1 protein-coding gene and 2 pseudogenes are annotated in these 1828 nt (G+C 57.4%); 2 read left to right on the forward strand and 1 reads right to left on the reverse strand.

The window, feature by feature from the left end:
- Nucleotides 1–132: 132 nt before the first annotated feature.
- Together AB3X96_RS42310 and AB3X96_RS42315 are read left to right on the forward strand one after the other, a co-directional pair.
- The gene (locus tag AB3X96_RS42310; protein ID WP_368594386.1) at nucleotides 133–537 is read left to right on the forward strand and encodes a heme-binding protein; all 405 of its coding nucleotides are present in this window, start codon (nucleotides 133–135) and stop codon (nucleotides 535–537) included.
- Between the two features lie 81 nt (nucleotides 538–618).
- Nucleotides 619–841, forward strand: a pseudogene (locus AB3X96_RS42315) (malate synthase G); the annotation flags it as partial.
- Here AB3X96_RS42315 and AB3X96_RS42320 read toward each other — a convergent pair.
- Nucleotides 836–1033: pseudogene (locus AB3X96_RS42320) on the reverse strand (hypothetical protein); the annotation flags it as partial. The pseudogenes AB3X96_RS42315 and AB3X96_RS42320 sit on opposite strands and share 6 nt — an antisense overlap.
- Nucleotides 1034–1828: the final 795 nt, after the last annotated feature.

The following is a 1828-nucleotide window of genomic DNA, read 5'->3' on the forward strand; positions in this document are numbered from 1 at the left end:
TCAACCTCCATTCCCTGCCGCCACCTTTCGGCGGCAGGGCTAAGTGGGTCGATTCCCAGTGCCTGCCTTGCCTCGTCAACCTCACCACTTTGCGTGAGGCTGAGAGGATTCACACACATTCAATAGATCGATATGCGCTCAAAGCCCGTCATCTCGCAAACCGACGTTCAAACGATTCTCTCCGCGTGCGCCGATGAAGCCTCGCGTCAGGGTTGGGCAGTCTCTATTTCCGTTGTCGATGACGGCGGTCATCCTCTCGGCTTCACGCGGCTCGACGGAGCAGCCCCCGCTTCCAGCTATATCTCCACAGAGAAGGCCCGGGCTGCAGCACTTGGTCGACGCGAAACCAAGCTGTATGAAGAGATGATAAACGGTGGACGAACGGCATTTCTGAGCGCGGGCGTTCTCGGCGCTCTCGAAGGCGGAGTTCCCATTCTGGTAGAGGGCGCTGTGGTTGGCGCTGTTGGAGTCTCTGGCGCCAAGCCGGACCAAGATGCCGCTGTTGCCAAGGCCGGTGTCGGCTCTCACGCTGGCTGATTAAGCCGAAGCACACCAATTTCGAGTAGCGGGAAGCCACTTTCGCTGCTGTTCAACTTCGTCTCGACAAACTGTACTTCCATGTATGAAATGATTCGCCGCGGCAGGCTTTTAGTAGCAAGAGAACTCTGCGACTTCCTCGAGCGTGAGGCGTTGCCCGGAACTGCGTTGCTCCGGAAATTTCTGGTCCTGTTTCGACAAGCTGGTTCATGAGCTCGGCCCATACAATCAAGCCTTACTGGCAGAGCGCGACCGCCTGCAAAAAGCGATTGATGGGTGGCACCGCCTCCACCCGGGCCCGATCGAAGGCAGCGTGCGCGTCGGCGCGGGTCGCCGCCATCCAGATCGATTGCATGTCGGCCTTCGCGCGTGCCTGTTGCGACTCGGGCAGCGCGTTCATGACGTCGTTTCTAGTCTATCTATGCGAACGCTCGTTTCCCATTTTATGAAACCAGCAGCGCTGGCCACGTGTGGTCGGAAACACCTCCTCAAGCGCCGGCAAAGCGCGCGAACTGAAGCACGCGTCGGCGAAGCTTTTCGACAACCTTAAGCATATGCTCAGCGATACCTAGCTATTTGACTAGGCCGCGGCAGCACCCTGAGAGTATGGCTGTGCAGCGTATTCATCGTCTGCGAGCGTCGAAATACTCAATCGCCGATGTAGCGGTGCGCTGAGGTTCGCCTGTGCGTAACGGTGCGCCTGTGCGAGCACTGCGATGGGGACACCTTCTAGAGACTTCTAGAGAGAGGTCGAATGCGCGTACAACCTGACGCGCCGATTCTAGCTCCGCGAGCTCAAGGTCCCATTGGCCCGTTGTTTCGAATCTTATGGTCGCCCGGCCAAAGTCACGTTCCGCGCGACGGAATTCTTTAACCGTAAGGGTGGAATATCCTAGCCTTCTGAGATACGCCAGCACGAACGCGGAGCGAACAACGCTTCCGAGATGAAATGCAGTCGCACGCCCAGTTTCGAGGACTGACAGACAAAGGAAATTGCGCAATGAGATGTCAATGCGCGCCGCTTCGTTCAAGCAGAACGCGGGTACAGGACGGGAGCGGAAGCTAATCCATGGCTGCTGCATTGTATGTCGCCGACTGATTCAATGAAAAAAGTGAGGCAACGAAAACGCCGTCGCCTCGCAAGTCCAGCTGGAGATAATCGTTGGATGAAGCATTGCGGGATGCATCGATTTTCCAACACCGGCTGGTTGAGCAGACCATCCAGGTGGAGTTGAATGGTCCGGTGCTTCTCCGAACGGCTGCAAGCAGCCGTCAGGAAGGGCGCTGGTGG

It is taken from the genome of Paraburkholderia sp. BR13439 (genome assembly GCF_040948805.1).
Lineage (GTDB): Bacteria > Pseudomonadota > Gammaproteobacteria > Burkholderiales > Burkholderiaceae > Paraburkholderia > Paraburkholderia youngii.